Here is a 19,217-nt window from a genome sequence, read left to right as displayed (position 1 = left end):
AAAAATGCTTGGTGGATTCTTTTGTTATATTTTTAGTGTTTCTTCCATTGTAAATGCAGTTCGTATTCCGGCTAAGAGTGGCAATAAGGCTACAATAGCAATCGCCCATTCGATACTAAACAAATCAGCAAAAAATCCTGCCGCTAATGCTCCAAATGCGTATCCGCTATCTCGCCAGAAGCGGTAAATTCCTAATGAGCTAGCTCGCCAGTCAGCGTGAGCGACATCACTCACTGCAGCAATAAGGGTAGGATATACCATGGCCGTACCAATCCCTAGTAGGAAAGAGAAAAAGAGCCATAAAGCGTAGTTATCTACGAGAAGTATTCCCCACAAAGCAAATGCCTGTGTGCACATCCCAATTGTAATGAGTAACTTGCGACCGATGCGATCACTTAAAGCACCAACAAATAATTGAAAGAACCCCCAAGCTGCTGGATAAACGGCAATAATAGTTCCGATTTGGTTAATTGAAAGACTACTAGAAGCAAAGAATAAAGGGAATAATCCCCAAGCCATGCCATCTTTAAAATTAGTCATCATGCCATTTAAGCTAATAATGGATAAAGTTCGATTCTTCCAAGTGGTTAAATGAAAGACTTCTTTCAAGGATAATGTCTGATTTTTGGATTGTGCTTGGCGATTCGACACAGAGGTACTTGTTTCTTGAACGAATAAAGATAAGAAAAAGCCTATAATAGCAATCCCAATGCCAATATAAAATGGTTCTGGACTTAAGGAATACGTTGTTGCGACATACCCTGATGCAATGGCAGCAACAGCAACTCCTATATAACCGGCAAATTCATTTAGACCAACAGCAATGCCTCTTTCGGTGCTTTTCGCTATATCTATTTTCATATTGACAGTCATTGACCACGTTAAACCTTGGTTCAGACCTAGTAAAACGTTAGAGAATACAATGACCCACCATGACTCGGCAATGATGATAAAGAATGGAACTAGTATCCCGATTCCCCAACCGAGTAGAAGAACTTGTTTACGACCGATACGATCAGAAAGATTCCCAGCAAAAAAGTTCACAATTGCTTTAGAGAAACCGAAGCTAACGATGAAAGAAATGCTAGCACTAGCAGAAACCATACCGAAATGTTCTTCACCTATAAGGGGTAAAACGGTTCGTTCTAGTCCAACCATCGACCCGACGAAGAAATTAATAAATACTAATAAAAAGAAAGGTAATAGATTGTTTTTAATTCCTAGATTGTTTTGCTCACTCAAATTTCGTCACCTCTTGTCTTATTGTACTGCACGGTGCTAAAAATCCAAATGAATCTGTTTGAGAAGGAATGTTCTAATAGGATGTCGAATATATATTTGCGAACAAAATTGTATACAATCAGGAGGGCGTAACATGGCATCTGTAAATGAAATCATGGCATGGACATTTGATCAAGAAACGGAAGTTCCCAATGACATGCAAGATATGTTAGTAGAAGGAGAAAAGGCGGTATTAGCTTATAAAACGGTACGTGATGTAGCTGTTATTACGAATAAGCGTTTTATTATTGCTGACCGCCAAGGAATTACAGGAAAGAAGGTTGAAATGTACACGATTCCTTTTAAGTCGATTACGATGTATTCTACTGAAAATAGTGGGAAGTTTGACCTTAATACAGAAATTGAACTGTGGACAAGAGCGGGGAATTTTAAATTGAATTTAAATAGAAAAGTAGATGTCCGTAAGCTTGATCGGTTGATTGCCACGTATATCTTGTAGAGAGCATCATACTTGAAGCCTTTTGTTATCGTAATGATGGAGGGCTTCTTTAGTAAATTGTTGTAGGCATTTTATTGGTTAAAATAGATTGAAAATTACAAAAGTTTAAGATAAGCTAAAGCTAAATTCTTTTGTATTTTGTGTGGGGCTTCTAAGAATTTACACTAAGATACCTCAATCTTGAAAGGATGAAGAGGACATGCCAAAAAAGTTATTTCAAGTGGATTTGAACAAGACGATGGATAAGCAAGATGTACCGGGACACAACCGATGGCATCCCGATATTCCTGCTGCTTTTTCGGTGAATCCAGGTGAATCATTCCGAATGGAGTGCTTGGATTGGACGGATGGACAAATTCGTAACAATGATGACCCTTCCGATATTCGGGATGTCAATCTGAATCGTGTCCATGTACTAAGTGGTCCAGTGTATGTTAATGGTGTAGAGCCAGGTGATTTGCTTGTTGTTGATATTCTCGACATTGGTACATTTAGTGCACACGAGTGGGGATTTAATGGGATTTTTGCTAAAGAAAATGGTGGTAGCTTTTTAACGGACCACTATCCAGAGGCAGCAAAATCAATTTGGGATTTCCATGGTATTTATGCAACCTCTCGTCACGTTCCTAACGTTAAATTTGCAGGTATTATTCATCCAGGTCTAATTGGAGTTGCCCCTTCTCAAGAGCTGCTTGATGAATGGAACCGTCGTGAATCAGAACTTGTCGATCAAGATCCGAAGCGTGTGCCACCATTAGCCAATCTACCAGATAAAGATAGTGTGGTTTTAGGGACCTTGACAGGAGAAGACTTTGACCGAGTTGCGAGAGAAGGTGCTCGTACAGTGCCACCACGAGAAAATGGTGGGAACTGTGACATTAAAAACTTATCACGCGGCTCAAAAATCTACTTCCCCGTGTTTGTAGAAGGAGCAAAATTATCCGTAGGTGACTTACACTTCTCGCAAGGAGATGGAGAAATCACCTTCTGCGGTGGTATTGAAATGCCTGGATGGATCGATTTACACGTAGAAGTTATCAAAGGTGGTATGGAAAAGTATCAAATTAAGAAGAACCCTGCTTTCCGACCAGGTCCAATGGATCCTCACTATAATGAATATATTGTATTTGAAGGGGTATCGGTAAATGAATTTACAGGAAAGCAAACGTATATGGACGCCAATGTAGCTTATCGCAATGCCTGTTTAAATGCGATTGAATTTCTGAAAGCACATGGATTTACTGGTGAACAAGCCTATATGCTCCTTGGTTCTGCACCTGTTCAAGGGCATTTAGCGGGAGTTGTCGATATTCCTAATTCTTGCTGTACGATTGCACTTCCTAAAGATATATTTACATTTGATATCATGCCGAAATAAGGAGGCTTCCAGTTGCCAAGCTATACATTTTTGTGCCCAGACTGTGGTGAATTTACACTTTGGTATAACCATATGCGAGGAAGTCATCAAGAAGCGGAATGCGCCAAATGCAATCAATTAAGTAAACGCGTTTATAGGGCGCCCATGACGAATCAAATGGATAACAAAGTGAAAAGTAGAATGGAACGTGGTATGGAGCCACGTGTTGTGAACCGAACCGATTTACCCAATTCAAAGAAACGTGTGCCCTCTGCTCCGAGGCCCTGGCAAGCCGGACATTGATATTATGCCTAGTATGTTTTGGAGGAGTGACTTATAATCTTACGGCTTCAATGCTATAATGAGAGAATAATTTTTCCCCTTTTCCATATTAGTAGATGATAAAAAAGCGAGCTATGTTATGGTGAATGAAAATAACATACTACTTAAAGGAGCACTGAAATTGACAGGAACAAAACGAGAAAATATCAAGCCAGGCATGAACGTGAAGGTCGTACAAAAGCAAGATCAACGAACCGGTAAATTAACAGAAGGCGTTGTTTCTAGAATATTGACGAACTCCTCACAGCATCCGCACGGCATTAAAGTAATGCTTGAAGGTGGTATAGTTGGGCGAGTAAAGGAAATAGAGAAGGATTGAATATTTAATGTAACTAAGCGAGAGCCCTAACTTTTTTGGTTAGGGCTTTTTGGGTGTGCATGTTTACTGCTGACTTACCATTTGTAAACATGATTGAACATAAATTCCTTTATGCTCTCATATGGGGGCGGTAATAGTTTTGGTTATATATGAGGTATAGGTGAAATTCTAATCCACGCACCCATATAGAGTGCGACGTTAGGTTCTAAGACTTTCGAAACCACACTAGATATTTCAATCCACGCACCCATATAGAGTGCGACCGGCAAAACATTCGAAGGAGAGCCATGGGTCGAAATTTCAATCCACGCACCCATATAGAGTGCGACGTTATCAAACGACAAGTCCCATAGCGAAGCTGTATTTCAATCCACGCACCCATATAGAGTGCGACTTACCGCGGGCTGGAAATATGCTCGCGGTGCCATATTTCAATCCACGCACCCATATAGAGTGCGACGTTTTGCGCCGTATGCAAGACTTGATACTACATTAATTTCAATCCACGCACCCATATAGAGTGCGACTTAACGCAGCTAAAAATATCGCTGACCCACGGATCGAGATTTCAATCCACGCACCCATATAGAGTGCGACGCGAGAAGGGCGTAAATTTACGTTTTATATTGCAATTTCAATCCACGCACCCATATAGAGTGCGACTTTTTGTTCTTTTTTTAAAAATGTTTCACACGTTATTTCAATCCACGCACCCATATAGAGTGCGACCCCCCGTTAGTTTGTCCGTAGGGATATGTACGGCAGATTTCAATCCACGCACCCATATAGAGTGCGACTCAAAAAGACATTGATAATCCGGCTTTGGTTACGGATTTCAATCCACGCACCCATATAGAGTGCGACGTTAAAGATATTACGGAAACTCTTTGTATTAAAGATTTCAATCCACGCACCCATATAGAGTGCGACACTCACCAGCCTCCGTAAACGTGGAGCCAAAATTTGTATTTCAATCCACGCACCCATATAGAGTGCGACTGAGGAGGAATCATAATGGCTAAAACAATGGATATTTCAATCCACGCACCCATATAGAGTGCGACGGGACAGCCAGCTGGCTAGGATAGACTATGAGGTGATTTCAATCCACGCACCCATATAGAGTGCGACAGGTAAGTCAAAAGATGTTGACGTTGAGTATGCACATTTCAATCCACGCACCCATATAGAGTGCGACTATTGACGGTTTGTCAAATCCACTACCGTAGAAATAATTTCAATCCACGCACCCATATAGAGTGCGACGCCACAAGAAGAGGCATTTATCACAACCTAAAAATTTCAATCCACGCACCCATATAGAGTGCGACCCCGACTACTTGAGGATATATATAGAACATACCCATTTCAATCCACGCACCCATATAGAGTGCGACAAGGATATGACTGATAAACGCTTATATACACTGACGATTTCAATCCACGCACCCATATAGAGTGCGACTTTAAAAGATTTAAAGAATGCGGTGTCGATGTTATTTCAATCCACGCACCCATATAGAGTGCGACGGTTCAGTTTCCATGTTAACTACTTTAAAATCGCTTAAATTTCAATCCACGCACCCATATAGAGTGCGACCGGCTCAATGCAAGAATTGGCTCAATCTCAAGAGATTTCAATCCACGCACCCATATAGAGTGCGACAGAACGCAAAAGAAGCTAGAACAAAACTCAAAAATTTCAATCCACGCACCCATATAGAGTGCGACTTCAATCAAGCACGGCATAAGTGCTTGATAGAGAGATTTCAATCCACGCACCCATATAGAGTGCGACAAACGGAGTTAACTGCCGTTGTCTATAACCAAGATTTCAATCCACGCACCCATATAGAGTGCGACATGCAACTAGATTACATTTTAAATGAGAGCGTCATTTCAATCCACGCACCCATATAGAGTGCGACGCTATTGGAATTATAAAAATGCTCCAAAAAGTAAAGATTTCAATCCACGCACCCATATAGAGTGCGACTAAACACAATGAGGAATGAATGGTATAAGATTAAATTTCAATCCACGCACCCATATAGAGTGCGACCATTTAGCACGTTAGAGCGTGCTAAAAAAGCAAATTTCAATCCACGCACCCATATAGAGTGCGACCGTTACACGATGCCCTTTTGACCAATGTTTAAAAGTTATTTCAATCCACGCACCCATATAGAGTGCGACGCAAAAATGGGGTAAGCAAGTCGCTAAAGGCGGAAATATTTCAATCCACGCACCCATATAGAGTGCGACGTGAGAGGTGTGGTAGGAGCCGAGCATATAGCTTTATTTCAATCCACGCACCCATATAGAGTGCGACCTAAAGAAGAGCCTACGCCTGCTGAACCAAAGCAATTTCAATCCACGCACCCATATAGAGTGCGACTCGATGACGTAATGTAGTAGTGATCCGTAGCAAAATTTCAATCCACGCACCCATATAGAGTGCGACAAGTATACAATGGTAGGTGACAAAGCTGTCACAATTTCAATCCACGCACCCATATAGAGTGCGACCATGCAAGCGCTTATTGAGGACTTGGATAATGGAATTTCAATCCACGCACCCATATAGAGTGCGACGATATTATCAGAGATCGGTTTGTCTCCTTCCCCTGTTATTTCAATCCACGCACCCATATAGAGTGCGACCTAACATAATTCGCAAAATTAGGATTGCTATTACATTTCAATCCACGCACCCATATAGAGTGCGACAATAGAACCACCGGAACCACCGCCACTTACAGATGGATTTCAATCCACGCACCCATATAGAGTGCGACAGCGAAAAATATAGGTTTTCCCTAGAAAAAACAAAATATCCTATTATTAATCGCAAGTAAGTTGGTTCATTTGGTGTTTATTTACTATTATACATGATATCTAGTATTAAAACTATGATAAAACAGGTGCGAACCTTCTAGCGATTTCATGTGAGCTTCGGATTCGCACTTCAAAAAGTGTTTTTACATTGTTAATAAATTTAATTAGGGGGTGTACAAAAATATGTGCACCATTTTTGATACAGTAGTCTTAAGAGAATGATTTATACAACAAGCTATGCCTTTTGTAAACTTTGTAAAAATATTCTGTTCATCAATACTTTTTACCTATTAAATAGTATAATTGTTATAGTGGAGATAGTTTTTAAAACAGTTATATTTAGGTATATTGATTTGTTTTTAGTATAGCTTCTTTAGGGAGGTTTGACAATTGGAATACATTGCACATATTCGCCAAAGTGATCAAGAAATACAGACGGTAAAAGAGCATTTGTTGGAAGTGAAAAATTTAGCCGAACAGCATGGTGACAAAGTAGGAATGAAACATTTGGCAGGTCTTGCTGGGATGTTACATGACCTCGGAAAATGCGGTAATGAATTCAAAGAATACATATTAGAAGCTGTTCGTAATCCAGATAATCCGCCAAAAAGAGGGAGCGTAGATCATTCAACTGCTGGAGGTAAACTGCTCTACAACTTTTTTCACACTGGAAAAATAAACCCAAACAGAGCGATTGTTGCGGAAGTGGTTGGAAACGCTATAATTTCTCATCACTCTTACCTTCAAGATTTTATAACCCCAGAATTAAACTCGAAGTATTTGATAAGAGTATCTGAAAAAGAATTGATAGATTTCGATACTACTGTTTCATATTTTTTTGAAAATGTTATAGAGAAAGATTTGTTTTACAAGTACGTAGATAAAGCATGTGAAGAGATAGTGTCTTTATTAGGACATATTAATAGGGAAGATATTTCAAAACAATTAATGTTTATCACGAAATTCGTTTTTAGTGCATTGATTGATGCTGATCGGACAAATACTAGACAATTTGAGGAAGACTCTATAGAAGAAAGAGTGAACTATGAAGAATTATTCCAAGTGTATTATAGTCGATTAACTGCAAAAATTAAATCATTTGAGAATCATCCATCTGCTGAACATCCAATAAACAAATTACGATCTCAAATGTCAAATCAATGTGACAACTTCGCAGAAAATCCTTCAGGTGTATATACATTATCTATCCCAACTGGTGGTGGGAAAACGTTAGCCAGTTTACGTTATGCGTTAAGACATTCTTTACTTCATAATAAAAAGAGAATTATTTATGTTGTGCCATATACAACTATTATTGAACAAAATGCAGAAGAAGTACGTAAAATTTTACAAGATGATGAGAATATTTTGGAGCATCATTCCAATGTAATTGAGGATACGCATGACGATGATGAAAATGAAGATGGAATAATGAGCACACAACAAAAATTAAAACTTGCTAAAGATAATTGGCATTCACCAATCATATTTACAACGATGGTTCAATTTCTAGATACTTTCTATGGTAAAGGGACGAGAAGTATTAGAAGAATGCATAACCTTAGTGATGCAGTGATTGTTTTTGATGAAGTGCAAAAGGTTCCTATTAAATGCGTTTCTTTATTTAATCAAGCTATTAACTTCCTCAAAGACAATTGTCATTCTAGCATCCTTTTATGTACTGCTACTCAGCCTGCTTTAGATTTTGTTGAGCATAAATTAGAAATGGATCCAGACGGTGAAATAATCAATCATTTAGAACGGGTAATGAAAGCTTTTAAGCGAGTAGAAATTGTTGATAAGGCATCAAATCAACCAATGGATACCAGTACATTAGCTGAATTTGTTAATGATAAGATCGAGGAACTCAATAGCATTTTAGTCATATTAAACACGAAGAAAACAGTTAGAGCGTTGTATCAATACTTAACAGAAATGCGAAATAATATACCTATTTATCATTTAAGTACTACTATGTGTGCTGCCCATAGAAATGCTATTTTGAGTGAAGTCCGAGAGCATTTGAAACAAGGGAACAAAATTATATGCATTAGTACGCAGTTAATTGAAGCGGGAGTAGATGTCAGTTTTGATTGTGTTATTCGTTCATTAGCCGGTTTAGATTCTATTGCACAAGCGGCAGGACGTTGCAACAGACATGGCGAGAAGGACATTCAACAAGTGTATGTAATTGATCATAAGCAAGAGAACCTTACAAGATTAAGAGAAATTGCGATTGGAAAACAAATCTCCAAAAGAATTCTAGTTGATTTGTCTAAAGATGAAACGAGTCATGGGGGAAGTGTTTTGTCGAATCAAGCTATGGAGCGTTATTTTAAAGAATTCTATACTGATTTCACCCAAGACCTAAATTATTTTATTCCTGAATTAAAGAAAGAAATGACGGAGTTGTTAATGGCCCCTAAACATAAATCATCCTTTGTGAAGGATTACTATAGTAAGTATAAAAAATGGCCACCTATATTTATTACGAATAGTTATTACACAGCTGCTGAACATTTTCAAGTAATTGAGGATCGGACAACATCTGTGCTCGTACCTTATGGGGAAGGAAAAGAAATTATCGCGGAGCTTAACGGCAACTACCGAACTGAAGAGTTATCAACGTTTCTGAAAAAAGCACAACATTATACTGTGAACCTATATCCTTTTGAAAAAGATTATTTAAATCGCAGTAATGGGCTGGTGAGCTATTTTGACGGAAAAATACTTGCTTTGAAAGAAAGTGCGTACGATAAAACGTTTGGCTTAGATGTCGAAAATGAAAGCTCGTCTGGGATAGAATTATTTTAAAAACCTATCTTGTATTGTAAAGATAGGTTCCCAAATAAAACAATATATATTTCAATCCGCGCTAACAAGCGAATTTCTATTATAACATATGAAAAAAAGATTAACATTTTCATATAATGTTTTATTATATATTGACTAACTTAAAATAATTGGATAATATATTAAATGCAGGGAGGGAGTGGAAGAGTGCGTAATAGTATTGAATTTGAAGTACGTGGAGATTATGCCCTTTTTACAGATCCGCTTACGAAAATTGGTGGGGAAAAAATGACGTATCAAGTTCCAACATACCAATCTTTAAAAGGGATTATGGACTCCATATATTGGAAGCCTACAATTATAAATTATGTGGATGAAGTGCGTATTATGAATCCCATACAAATGGAGTCTAAGGGAATTAGACCTATTGAATATAGTGGTGGAAATACGTTAGCCAACTATACGTATTTAAGAGACGTCGTATATAAAGTGAAAGGGCACTTTGAATTTAATTTAAATCGACCTGATATGGCTTTCGATCGCAATGAAGGTAAGCACTACAATATCTTGAAACGATCCGTTAAAGCTGGAGGAAGAAGAGACATTTTTCTTGGGACTAGAGAGTGTCAAGGGTATGTTGAACCGTGTGCTTTTGACGAAGGAATAGGTTTTTATGATAGTATTCCGGAAGTTCATTTCGGTACGATGGTTCATGGCATTAATTATCCTGATGAAACAGGGCGCAACCAACTTGAAGTTCGATTATGGCAACCTATTATGAAAAATGGGATTATAACGTTTATACGACCTGAAAAGTGTAATCAAGTTCGAGAAATCAAGGAAATGAAACCAAAGCTATTTGACAACTCGAATGTAGAATCTGCAGAAGACCTTTCTAGAAAAGTAGATGAGGAGGTGAAGTAGATGAGTTGGTTATATGAATTGTATGAGACGTATAATTCTAATGTAGATAGAATTGGAGAAGTGGAAAAGAAAAGGAACGGACAAGAATATACGTTGTTGCCGATTTCCCATACTACACAAAACGCTCATATTGAAGTTGATATAACGGAGGATGGCGAATTTCATAGTGCTAGAGTGATAGATAAGAATCATGCAAGTACGCTTATCCCATGTACAGAGTCTTCAGCAAGTAGGTCTGGTAAGAAAGTAGCCCCTTATCCATTGCATGATAAATTGAGTTATGTAGCGGGAGACTATGTTGCTTATAGTGGGGCTACTGATAAAAAAGAACAATACGAAACGTACATTCAACAATTAGAAGAGTGGGTTCATTCTCCTTATAGTCATGAGAAGGTAGTAAGTATTTTTACATATCTTAATAAGAAGCAGCTTATTAAAGATTTGGTGAATGAGGGAATACTTTTTTTGGACGAGGCTAGCAACTTAATAAGTAAATGGAATAAAAATTATGAAAAAATACACGGTGAAAAACCCGAAATATTCGGGGTAGCTACCGGTGGTCAGGAAAGCGCTTTCGTTCGTTTTAATGTGTATTCACCTACAAAATTGTTAGATAAAGTGTGGAATGACAAAAGCGTTTATGATTCATTCATTCAATTTTATAATCAATCTGCTAAAGATGCAGATATCTGTTTCGTATCTGGTCAAGTTTTACCAAGTACGGAAAGGCATGCAAACAAAATAAGGCATGCTGCGGACAAAGCGAAGTTAATTTCTTCAAATGATTCATCTGGATTCACTTATAGAGGTCGCTTTGATAAAAGTGGTGAAGCTGTATCGATTAGCTATGAAGTTTCTCAAAAAGCTCATAATGCATTGAAATGGCTTATTCATCGTCAAGGAAGAATGATAGATCAGCGAGTTTTCCTTATTTGGGGAAATGATAAAGAGGACGTCCCGGATTTGCATGAAGATACTTTTTCTTTTTTTCCTGTAGATTTAAGTGAACAAGAGATAAAATCGAATACGCTTGAAAACTATGCTAATGAGATATCAAAGGCAATGGATGGATATAGAAATGATCTATCTACGCACTCCAAAGTCAATATTTTAGTTTTAGATTCAGCCACTACAGGACGATTAGCAGTGCTATATTACCGGAATATGAATAAAGAACTTTACTTAAAGCGATTAAACGAATGGCATCAAACCTGTGTATGGGTGCATCGTTATCGTAAAAATGAAGATAACAAATATGTTTCCTTTTACGGAACTCCCGCAACGAAGGATATTGCGTTTGCGGCATATGGATCTAAAGCAAACGAAAAGCTTCAAAAGGAGTTAATGACCCGGATGTATAGTTGCATTATTGATGGGCGTAAAATTCCACAGGATATTGAAAGAAATTGTTTTTATCGTACATCGAATCCAGTATCGATGGACAAGTGGGAATGGGAGAAAACACTTAGCATTACATGTGCATTGATTAATAAGAGGGAGGGATATGGTGTGGCGTTAAATGATGATATTAATAACCGTGACTACTTGTTTGGACGGTTGTTGGCAATAGCAGATGTTCTAGAAAGAAGAGCGCTTGGACCAGAAGAAACACGTGCCACAAACGCAATTCGATACATGAACTCGTTTGCGAAACACCCTGAGAGAACTTGGACTACGTTACAAGCTAGTTTGCAGCCGTACCAAGCAAGGTTAGGGACTAAAGCACTGGATTTATCAAAATTAATTGATGAAGTGGCTTCTAGATTTGAAATAGAAGACTTCAACAATAAACCACTTTCCGGAAAATATTTATTAGGTTTTTATAGTCAGCGTAGAGCATTGTATCAGAAAAAAAAGAAAGAGACTACAAATGAGGGGGAGAATGAATAATGACTACTTTAGATCATAAAGTTGATTTTGCTGTTATTCTTACTGTAAAAAATGCTAATCCAAATGGGGATCCGTTGAATGGGAATCGTCCACGACAAAACTATGAAGGGCATGGGGAAATCTCTGACGTCGCAATTAAAAGGAAGATAAGAAATCGCTTGCTTGATATGGGAGAGGCTGTTTTTGTTCAATCAAATGACCGCAAAGTGGATGAATTCAAAAGTTTAAAAGATCGTGCAGAGTCTATACCTGAACTAAAAAAATTATTAACTGCTAAAAATAGTTCTGCCGATGAAGTTGCTAGATTATCCTGTGAAGAATGGATTGACGTTCGCTCATTTGGTCAAGTATTTGCCTTTAAAGGAACACATGTATCGGTAGGCGTTAGAGGTCCAGTTTCCATTCATGCTGCTTTAAGTGTTGACCCAATTGATATTACCAGTACACAAATCACAAAAAGTGTAAACTCGGTTACGGGCGATAAAAAAGGGTCCGACACTATGGGGATGAAACATCGCGTAGATTTTGGGGTATATGTATTTAAAGGAAGCATCAATACACAACTAGCAGAAAAAACGGGTTTTACAAATGATGATGCAGAGAAAATTAAACAAACACTGATAACATTATTTGAAAACGACGCTTCTTCCGCTAGACCAGATGGAAGTATGGAAATCAATAAAGTGTACTGGTGGGAGCATAATTCCAAAATGGGGCAATATTCATCAGCAAAAGTACACAAAACATTAGATGTAAGATCAAAAGTGGAAGAACCAAAAGATATAGAAGACTATGAGATTTCTTTGAAAGAATTAGAAGGTTTACAAGTAGATGTAATAGATGGACAGTAGGTTGGAGGAATCTTCCTTAATGTTGTCGGGTATTCAGCATTTTGAATTTTGTAAACGTCAGTGGGCATTAATTCACATTGAACAACAATGGGAAGAAAACGTAAAAACCGTTGAAGGAAACCACCTTCATGAAAAAGCAGATAACCCCTTTATACGAGAGAAAAGGGGAAACAGACTTATTGTTAGAGCGATGCCAGTTGCATCTAAAGAATTAAGGATAACTGGTATTTGTGATGTGGTTGAATTTATTCATGATAAAAATGGTATTGAGTTAAACGGGGAACAAGGCACTTATATGGCTTATCCGGTTGAATATAAGCGAGGGAAACCAAAGAAGAATGATGCCGATGTTCTCCAATTAACCGCTCAGGTGATGTGTTTAGAAGAAATGCTGTTGTGTGAAATAAATACGGCCTATATGTTTTATAATGAGATAAAACACAGAATAGAAGTGCCGATAACAAAGGAACTTAAGGATAAGGTAAAGAGTATAACCGAAGAAATGCATCATTATTATCAACGAAGATATACTCCTAAAGTGAAAACAGGGTCCTTCTGTAAAAGTTGCTCTCTTCAACATATATGTGTACCCAATCTTATGAATAAACATTCTGTTAAAAGTTATATTGAAGGGAAGATATATGAATGAAGCAGTTTCTAAATACTTTATTTGTAACTCAGCCTGATGTTTATTTATCATTAGATGGGGATAATATAGTGTTGTTAAAAGATCAAGAGAAGTTAGGTAGACTTCCTCTTCATAATCTAGAGTCTGTGGTGACATTTGGGTATACAGGTGCAAGTCCTGCATTAATGGGGTATTGTGCGAAACGAAACATTTCTATTGCCTTCTTAACGAAGAATGGTAGTTTTTTAGCCAGAGTGATAGGGGAATCTAGAGGGAATGTTACGTTAAGAAAAGAACAATACCGCATTTCAGATGATGAGACTAGAAGTGCGCTTATAGCTAGAAACTTTATTACAGGTAAAGTATACAATAGTAAATGGGTATTAGAACGAGCCACCCGTGATTATCCTTTGCGTATCGATGTTGAGCAAATTAAATCAGCTACTTCTAACTTGACTTCCACGATGATAGGCATACGACAAGTACAAGACTTGGAGATTTTAAGGGGATTAGAAGGTAATGCTGCAGTTCAATATAATGGGGTAATTGATTATTTAATACTACAACAAAAAGAGCATTTTTATTTTAATAACCGTAATAAGCGACCTCCTTTAGATAATGTCAATGCGTTATTATCATTTGTGTATACATTACTAGCAAATGATATGAAAGCTGCACTAGAAGCGGTAGGACTTGATGCATATGTCGGTTTTCTGCACAGAGATAGACCAGGACGAGCATCTCTAGCTCTAGATGTAATGGAGGAACTTCGATCTGTTTACGCAGACCGTTTTGTTCTTTCATTAATAAACAAGAAAATAGTGAACGAAAAAGGTTTTTCTAAGAAAGAAAATGGTGCGGTTATCATGGACGACGATACTCGAAAAACGGTACTAAAAGCTTGGCAGCAGAAGAAACAAGAAAAGATTCAACACCCATTTTTAAAAGAAAAGATTGCATGGGGACTAGTGCCATATGCACAAGCTTTATTGTTAGCAAGATATATTAGAGGAGATTTAGATGAGTACCCACCATTTCTATGGAAGTAGGTGCTTTGATGTTAGTTATTATTACATATGATGTTAATGTAACAAGTCAAGGTGGAGCAAGAAGGTTGAGGAAAGTATCAAAAGCATGTCAAAATTACGGACAACGCGTTCAAAATTCCGTATTTGAATGTGTATTAGATTCAACACAATTAAAGCAGCTAAAAATACAATTAACAGAGATTATTGATCAAGATAAAGATAGCTTAAGGTTTTATAATCTAGGGAAGAATTACAAAACTAAGGTTGATCATATTGGCGTGAATAATTCATATGACATTGACGAACCTTTGATTTTTTAGTTTAGGTGCGAACCCTAAGCTCACATAAATTCCTAAGGGGGTTCGCACTAATTTTAATGTAAATATGTTGTGTTATGAACGAATATGAACCTCGGTTTTTAACAATACCGTATTTGTTATGTAAATATTGACCACAAAACATCCTTATATAGGAAATTTAGTGGTTATTTTAGCGTCGCACTCCTAGTGGGTGCGTGGATTGAAATTCTTCTTCTGTTACGATACCGTCTGCGTATGCTGTCGCACTCCTAGTGGGTGCGTGGATTGAAATTGCTTCATCCGCATCTTTTGATAGTTTTTTTAAGTCGCACTCCTAGTGGGTGCGTGGATTGAAATTCCAAATTACTAATTTGAGATATTTTGATTAAATCGTCGCACTCCTAGTGGGTGCGTGGATTGAAATTGTGTATCCATATTCCAAATATCCATCATTAAAAAGTCGCACTCCTAGTGGGTGCGTGGATTGAAATTTTGTTAAGACAAGGGAAAATTCCGCATCAAAGGTCGCACTCCTAGTGGGTGCGTGGATTGAAATAAGCCTTTTTCGAGGAAACCCTCTAAATCTCCGTCGCACTCCTAGTGGGTGCGTGGATTGAAATCCATTCGCACTTTCATGCCGTATATATAGTGCGCGTCGCACTCCTAGTGGGTGCGTGGATTGAAATAATGACGTTTTGTTTAATGTCAGAAAAATCGATGTCGCACTCCTAGTGGGTGCGTGGATTGAAATTTTGATGCTGTTTCAAAAGAATTCCCGAACCACGAAGTCGCACTCCTAGTGGGTGCGTGGATTGAAATTGGTGTGTCGACTAGTAAAAGACGAATGTCTTCTGGTCGCACTCCTAGTGGGTGCGTGGATTGAAATTTCCGTAAAGCCAGACTCTGCAACGGATTCAGCGGTCGCACTCCTAGTGGGTGCGTGGATTGAAATAACGAGTATAAAAAAGCACTAGAATCGGTTACAGGTCGCACTCCTAGTGGGTGCGTGGATTGAAATAACGTACTAAGCGTGCATTGGGTAAGGTCCGTGGGTCGCACTCCTAGTGGGTGCGTGGATTGAAATTTTATTGTGTACACTTTATCATGTATATCCAGCGTCGCACTCCTAGTGGGTGCGTGGATTGAAATGTGTGCGTAGTCCGAAATAAAGTCGAATACTTTGCGCGTCGCACTCCTAGTGGGTGCGTGGATTGAAATCCCTGATCTAGTTGGCACGTTATCTTCATTTAAGTCGCACTCCTAGTGGGTGCGTGGATTGAAATACATTGTGATGGTATATGCATAATGTTTCTAAGTTGTCGCACTCCTAGTGGGTGCGTGGATTGAAATAGCGTTTGTTGTGCTTAATCTCTCATTAACTTTTGTCGCACTCCTAGTGGGTGCGTGGATTGAAATATCTGCATCTTTGTAATTGTAAAACCATTGTGAGTCGCACTCCTAGTGGGTGCGTGGATTGAAATGTCAGCAGTTAAAAATGTTTCATCCTCAAGCAATTTGTCGCACTCCTAGTGGGTGCGTGGATTGAAATTCTTCACGCACTTCCATCTCTTTCAATTCAATAACGTCGCACTCCTAGTGGGTACGTGGATTGAAATTAGGCTCAGCTAGTTGATTCTACATCATCACACTTGCTTCAATCCCCCCACCTCCTGCATCACTGATGACAAGGAGATGGGGGGATTTTTTACACGCTTTTCTCTTCCATTACGATCGTTTCATAAGTTTCTATTTCGGTGTACATGCCTTTGGACATACGGACAAAAAAGTATGTTCCTAATAAGAACCAGGAGCAACCATGATCCATTCGTAAGGCCAGACGAGCGCTGCTGGAAAACCGGGCATGTATAGTGCGATGAAAAATAGACTTAAGATTAGGGCGGCGTATCCGTATATGGGTGTTCTACCTGCTTTAAATGGTCTTGGCATGTTTGGTTCTTGTTTGCGTAGTCTTATGAAGCTCCAAGCGACTAAGAAGTAGGCGATGACGATTCCTAAGCCACCTGCATTGACAATCCAGACGAGGGCAGATCGGCCTAATAAAGGTGCGAGCATGGATAGTACTCCGATAAATAGTATAGCGTTTGAGGGTGTTTTGTATTTGGGGTGTAATTTGCCAAACCAGATTGGAATCATTCCGGATAAGGCCATGGCATATAGGACTCGGCTTCCTCCGATGACGAAGGAATTCCAGCTAGTGATAATACCAGCTACCCCGCCTAGTATTAATAGTTGTGCGAATGCTTCTGACCCGAATAAGCTACCCATTGCGTCTGCTGTTGCTAGATCGGTGGATGCGAGTTGGTTATTGGTTAAGCCTAAGGATACGCCAATGGTGATGGCCAAATAGAATAGAATTGCAGCACTGACCGATATGATTAGGAATTTTCCGATGCTTTTAGTCGGTAAATCGGCTTCTTCTGCTACTTGCGGGATGACATCAAAGCCAACAAACATAAACGGTACCATGACGAGTACGGCCATTATTCCTGCCATGCCGTCATGAAATAATGGTGTTAAATTAGATGTGTCTCCGTATACGCCAGAGCCGAAAATGAGCAGCAATCCGACGCTGACAATAATAATAGTGAAAACTGTTTGCATAACCGCGGCTGGTTTTAGTCCGACGTAGTTAATAAAAGTAATGATTAATGCGCCAATCGATCCGATGAGTACCCAATTTAAATGTACGTCCCACCCAGCAATAGTCCAAAGATATCCGGCTTGGTAGTTAGGAATTAAATAGTCGATGACAGTTGGAAGGGCTACCGCTTCAAACATCACCACAGATACATAGCCCAATGTGATTGCCCATGATGCGATGAAGGATGCCTTTTTACCGAGGCCGCGGTGAACATATGCATGCTCACCACCTACTTTTGGCATGGCTGATGCAAGTTCGGCATAGTTTAACCCAACAAAAATGACAAGAATACCTCCAATTGCAAAAGCAATTATGGTTCCGATAGAGCCAGCGGAGGTGATCCACGTACCTGAGAGAACAACCCATCCCCATCCTAGCATCGCTCCAAGTGCTAAAAACAATAAATCAAATTTAGATAGAACTTTTTTTAGTTGTCGATTTTCATTCGTCATTTCTATAACCTCCATATCATTTGTTCATAACACAATAACCCTTAAAGAATCATCGAGTGTGGAAACGTCTTGGTGTTATGCATGATTACATTAAGGAGGTATTAAAAGATTGAATATTCAGACTTATAAAAGTGAGAACCCGCTTTAATACTTTACATGTCAAGCATTAATCAAAGATAGAGGGACGAGTAGATAAATACTGTAATGTCGATTGTAAGTGAAAGGTAACAGCTTCTTCTAGTTGTATGCTGTTTCCTTGTTCTAAATGGTGAACAATGGCTTCATGTTCTGCAATCGCTTTCACTTCTTCGATAGGGGTTTGATAAAATTCGTCTTTCAGTATGAGGTAGCAATCAGACCATTGGTTGAGGGATTCGATTTTTTCAATAAGTACATCGTTTTCTGTTATTTTTGCTAGGTATGTATGAAAGAGTCCGTTAATTTTAAGAAAGCCTTCAAAGTCATTGGTTTGGTACGCTTCTTTTTCTTCAAGTAGCAACTGGTTCATCTCTGTAATATGTTCGGTTGTTATGTTCTTAATCGCCGTTCTTGCTGCATATCCTTCTAATACCATACGAACGTGGAAGACGTCTTCAATTTCTTTGTTGGAGGGATTGTGGACAAAGGCTCCGCGATTCGGAATGACGTCTAATAATCCATCCTTGTCCATCCTCTTCAACACGGCTCTAATCGGGGTACGACTCATATTTAATTCATGACTTAACCACTCCTCTGTTATTTTTTGACCTGGTATGAGTTTTTTTAGCATGATGGCTCGTTTTATTTTTTCATACGCCTTTTCTTCGTTTGTTTGTTTCCGTTGTTGATTCATTGGCTCACCACTTTTTTGTATTCACAAATTGTACACAATTTCGATATGAGGCATTATAGCGTACATTCCCGAAAAAGAAAAGTAATTTTTCAGAAAAATAAAAAACTATATAAATATTAACTAAATTATTTGACAATTTAAAAGAGGCTCGTTTATGATGAATTTAATAAATGAACTCATATCCTAGAAAGAGAAGCCCTTTCATGGTCAATGAGAATGTTACATAAAGGTGAATATAATCATAAACGATGACTGATGAAT

13 protein-coding genes, 1 pseudogene and 2 CRISPR repeat arrays are annotated in these 19,217 nt (G+C 38.5%); of the genes and pseudogenes, 11 read left to right on the top strand and 3 right to left on the bottom strand.

Annotated features, from left to right (window positions below; all coding sequences use genetic code 11):
• Nucleotides 1–24: 24 nt before the first annotated feature.
• A complete protein-coding gene (locus N784_RS04055; protein ID WP_036832601.1) occupies nt 25–1,242 on the bottom strand; it encodes an MFS transporter in 1,218 nt (405 codons plus the stop codon).
• A gap of 133 nt (nt 1,243–1,375) precedes the next feature.
• Here N784_RS04055 and N784_RS04050 point away from each other — a divergent pair, with 133 nt between their 5' ends.
• From N784_RS04050 to cas2, 11 genes are all read left to right on the top strand, one after another.
• Nucleotides 1,376–1,741 carry a PH domain-containing protein gene (locus tag N784_RS04050; RefSeq protein WP_036832597.1) on the top strand — a complete coding sequence of 122 codons (366 nt, stop codon included), beginning with the start codon at nt 1,376–1,378 and terminating at the stop codon, nt 1,739–1,741.
• Nucleotides 1,742–1,940: 199 nt separating this feature from the next.
• The gene (fmdA, locus tag N784_RS04045; protein WP_036832594.1) at nt 1,941–3,119 is read left to right on the top strand and encodes a formamidase; all 1,179 of its coding nucleotides are present in this window, start codon (nt 1,941–1,943) and stop codon (nt 3,117–3,119) included.
• Nucleotides 3,120–3,131: 12 nt separating this feature from the next.
• On the top strand, nt 3,132–3,401 hold the full coding sequence (locus N784_RS04040) for a zinc ribbon domain-containing protein (protein WP_036832592.1): 270 nt from the start codon (nt 3,132–3,134) through the stop codon (nt 3,399–3,401).
• Between the two features lie 160 nt (nt 3,402–3,561).
• Nucleotides 3,562–3,759 (top strand): YwbE family protein, encoded by a 198-nt coding sequence (locus N784_RS04035; protein ID WP_036832590.1) that lies wholly within the window; start codon nt 3,562–3,564, stop codon nt 3,757–3,759.
• A gap of 165 nt (nt 3,760–3,924) precedes the next feature.
• Nucleotides 3,925–6,557: a CRISPR direct-repeat array (repeat unit 32 nt; unit sequence ATTTCAATCCACGCACCCATATAGAGTGCGAC).
• A gap of 430 nt (nt 6,558–6,987) precedes the next feature.
• On the top strand, nt 6,988–9,411 hold the full coding sequence (locus N784_RS04030) for a CRISPR-associated helicase/endonuclease Cas3 (RefSeq protein ID WP_036832588.1): 2,424 nt from the start codon (nt 6,988–6,990) through the stop codon (nt 9,409–9,411).
• A 186-nt stretch (nt 9,412–9,597) separates the two neighbouring features.
• Nucleotides 9,598–10,314 (top strand): type I-C CRISPR-associated protein Cas5c, encoded by a 717-nt coding sequence (gene cas5c / locus N784_RS04025; protein WP_036832586.1) that lies wholly within the window; start codon nt 9,598–9,600, stop codon nt 10,312–10,314.
• Nucleotides 10,315–12,204, top strand: coding sequence for a type I-C CRISPR-associated protein Cas8c/Csd1 (cas8c, locus tag N784_RS04020; RefSeq protein WP_036832584.1), 1,890 nt, complete (start codon nt 10,315–10,317; stop codon nt 12,202–12,204).
• The gene (gene cas7c / locus N784_RS04015) at nt 12,204–13,055 is read left to right on the top strand and encodes a type I-C CRISPR-associated protein Cas7/Csd2 (RefSeq protein ID WP_036832581.1); all 852 of its coding nucleotides are present in this window, start codon (nt 12,204–12,206) and stop codon (nt 13,053–13,055) included. Before cas8c ends, cas7c begins: the two co-directional genes overlap by 1 nt.
• Nucleotides 13,045–13,704 (top strand): CRISPR-associated protein Cas4, encoded by a 660-nt coding sequence (gene cas4, locus N784_RS04010; protein WP_036832578.1) that lies wholly within the window; start codon nt 13,045–13,047, stop codon nt 13,702–13,704. Before cas7c ends, cas4 begins: the two co-directional genes overlap by 11 nt.
• Nucleotides 13,701–14,732 (top strand): type I-C CRISPR-associated endonuclease Cas1c, encoded by a 1,032-nt coding sequence (gene cas1c, locus N784_RS04005; protein WP_036832574.1) that lies wholly within the window; start codon nt 13,701–13,703, stop codon nt 14,730–14,732. The genes cas4 and cas1c overlap by 4 nt, the downstream gene beginning before the upstream one ends.
• Nucleotides 14,733–14,740: 8 nt before the next feature.
• The gene (gene cas2 / locus N784_RS04000; RefSeq protein WP_036832764.1) at nt 14,741–15,031 is read left to right on the top strand and encodes a CRISPR-associated endonuclease Cas2; all 291 of its coding nucleotides are present in this window, start codon (nt 14,741–14,743) and stop codon (nt 15,029–15,031) included.
• A gap of 174 nt (nt 15,032–15,205) precedes the next feature.
• Nucleotides 15,206–16,626: a CRISPR direct-repeat array (repeat unit 32 nt; unit sequence GTCGCACTCCTAGTGGGTGCGTGGATTGAAAT).
• An 89-nt stretch (nt 16,627–16,715) separates the two neighbouring features.
• Here cas2 and N784_RS03995 read toward each other — a convergent pair.
• Both N784_RS03995 and N784_RS03990 read right to left on the bottom strand, forming a co-directional pair.
• Nucleotides 16,716–18,124 (bottom strand): annotated as a pseudogene (locus N784_RS03995) (APC family permease).
• Nucleotides 18,125–18,290: 166 nt separating this feature from the next.
• Nucleotides 18,291–18,956, bottom strand: a complete 666-nt coding sequence (locus N784_RS03990; RefSeq protein WP_036832573.1) for a GntR family transcriptional regulator — start codon at nt 18,954–18,956, stop codon at nt 18,291–18,293.
• Between the last annotated feature and the right edge of the window lie 261 nt (nt 18,957–19,217).

It is taken from the genome of Pontibacillus litoralis JSM 072002 (assembly GCF_000775615.1).
Classification (GTDB): Bacteria; Bacillota; Bacilli; order Bacillales; family BH030062; genus Pontibacillus; species Pontibacillus litoralis.
The sequence above is the reverse complement of the archived record's forward strand: the minus strand, read 5'-3'. Positions and strand labels throughout refer to the sequence as shown.